This is a genomic window from Kitasatospora sp. LaBMicrA B282, assembly GCF_050325825.1.
Lineage (GTDB): Bacteria > Actinomycetota > Actinomycetes > Streptomycetales > Streptomycetaceae > Kitasatospora.
In genome coordinates this window covers 12,658-14,395 of the sequence record NZ_JBNQTI010000194.1, presented here as the reverse complement: position 1 = coordinate 14,395, position 1,738 = coordinate 12,658, and the positions used below count along the sequence as shown (strand labels likewise).

At 73.6% G+C, this 1,738-nt stretch carries 2 protein-coding genes; one reads left to right on the top strand and one right to left on the bottom strand.

The window, feature by feature from the left end:
• Positions 1 to 1,026 (bottom strand): hypothetical protein (locus tag ACQRUO_RS34170; protein WP_428320039.1); only part of this gene is annotated, 1,026 nt, incomplete at its 3' end.
• Between the two features lie 254 nt (positions 1,027 to 1,280).
• Here ACQRUO_RS34170 and ACQRUO_RS34165 point away from each other — a divergent pair.
• On the top strand, positions 1,281 to 1,415 hold the full coding sequence (locus ACQRUO_RS34165) for a hypothetical protein (RefSeq protein WP_428320038.1): 135 nt from the start codon (positions 1,281 to 1,283) through the stop codon (positions 1,413 to 1,415).
• Positions 1,416 to 1,738: the final 323 nt, after the last annotated feature.

Sequence of the window (1,738 nt, the reverse complement as noted above, 5' to 3'; positions counted from 1 at the left end):
CGGCCGGGTGGCCGCGGCCCGCGCGGGTTCCGGGCGGGTGGCCGCGGTCCGCGCGGGTGCCGGTCGGGCGGGGGCCGGCGGGGCGGCGAGCTCGGGGTCGCCGACGCACACGTACGAGGCCAACCCCTCCCCGGCCAGCAGGTTGATCCGCAGCGCCACCTCGCCGAGCGAGGCGCCCTGGTCCAGCAACCGTTCGACGGCGACGCCGAGTTGCACGGTGCCGTGGTTGATCCGGGTGGAGGCGACGAAGCCGGCCACGTGCGGGCCGTACAGCAGCGTGCGGGAGAGCTGGAAGCGGGCGTCGAGCAGGCCGTCGGCGGGCTGGTAGGCCGAGCAGGAGAGCAGCACCAGCAGCCGGGCCCGCAGCGCCGCGGCGCCGTGGAAGGCGCGGAAGGAGGTCTTGTGCGCCAGCCGGCAGCCGCCGCCGCCCTGGCAGGGCAGGTGGCGCTCGCCGGGCCGGGCCGGTTCCGGGCGCAGTCGGTCCACCTGCAGGCAGAGCACGTGGCTGCCCACCCGGAAGTCGGCGCCGTTGCCGTGGCTGTGCAGCACCACCGCCTGGGCGCCCTCGCGCAGCCGGGTCACGAACTCCTCGGAGCCGTCCGAGCCGTAGGAGAGCGCCGGGCCGGCCGGGGCCTCGCGCCGGAAGTCGCAGTAGAGCATCGTCCGGTGGGCGTGGTCGGGGGCCGGCGCGACCTGCGCCGCCCAGGACCGGACCACCAGGTGCAGCGCCTCGGTGGGGTCCGCCGACAGGGGCAGCAGGCCGAAGCGGATCCGGTGGCGGCGGGCGGTCTCGACCAGCCGGGTCACGGTCGCCAGGTCGCACCCGGGCTCGGGCAGCACGACCAGCACCGACTCGGTCCGGTCGGCGGCGGCCAGCGCCTCGGCCACCGGGCGGTCCGCCGGCAGCTCCTGGAACCGGCGGCCGAGCGCCTGCGCGTAGCACCGGGCGAGCTCCGTCGCCGAGCCGCAGCCCAGCACCAGGCCGCCGCGGGCGGCGGGCGCGGGCGTGGGTCCGGGCAGCGGCATGGGCGGTGGCTCGGGCGCCGGGTCGGGCGCTGCGTCGGACGCGGCTGCGGCCGGTGCCCCGGTCGTCAGGCCGATCCCCGGGTACCCCGCCGCCAGCCGCGCCAGCACCGCGCGGGCCCGCGGGTCCGGGGTCTCGGCGGGCAGCGCGAAGTGGTGGCCGGAAACAGTTATTGACAGGGCTGGAGAGTTATTTACTAGCATAGTCATGACATCATGTCACTATCACCCGACAGACCTAGTCACGGAGTAACAGGATGAGCGGCGAAGCACTGCCCAACGAGGACCTCGACGCGGCCCAGCAGGCTCAAGAGCAGGAGGAGCAGGACTACTTCGAGCAGTTGGCGGCCGTCAAGGACAGCATTCTGGAGGGCGTCATCACGCCCTGGTAGGCCCGCCAGGACGATAGGGCAGCGCCGCCCGAAAGGCAAGAGGGCGGGTATCCCGAAGGTTCTTGACTGAGTTTATTGACTTCACGGTGAAGGCGCTGCTGTAATCATCGTGTCGCACCGAGAACCGGTCACCGCACCGGGGCCTCGGGTCGATGAGGCGAGGCGCATCCCGCGCCCCGCCGGCACTGCTCACCTCGGAGAGGAGGAACTCACCATGGTTCGCAACCACAAGGTCGGCATGCGCCCGCGTCTGGACAAGGTCAACGTCCGCGCCGGCAAGTAAGGCGTAGCTGTCGGTGTGCCGCGGGGACCCTGCGTCCCCG